The organism is Pseudomonas sp. K5002 (assembly GCF_013386655.1).
GTDB lineage: Bacteria > Pseudomonadota > Gammaproteobacteria > Pseudomonadales > Pseudomonadaceae > Aquipseudomonas.
Map to the genome: position 1 here is coordinate 1 of NZ_JACARK010001492.1, position 203 is coordinate 203.

At 62.6% G+C, this 203-nt stretch carries 1 protein-coding gene; it reads right to left on the reverse strand.

Annotation, left to right across the window (positions count from 1 at the left end; genetic code table 11):
- The coding region (locus tag HX846_RS40115) for an ATP-binding protein (protein ID WP_372242072.1) at positions 1-203 on the reverse strand (203 nt) is incomplete at both ends.

The window sequence follows — 203 nt, forward strand, 5'->3', positions numbered from 1 at the left end:
GTGGTGAAGAACGGGTCGAAGGCCTTGGCGAGGATTTTCGCGGTCATGCCGGCGCCGTTGTCGCTCACGCCGAGCATCACATAGTCGCCGGCCTTGACCGGTTCCAGGGTGGTGATGTCGGTGCCGTCGAGGTAGCTGTTGGCGGTTTCGATGCACAATTGCCCACCGTCGGGCATCGCATCGCGGGCGTTGATCACCAGGTT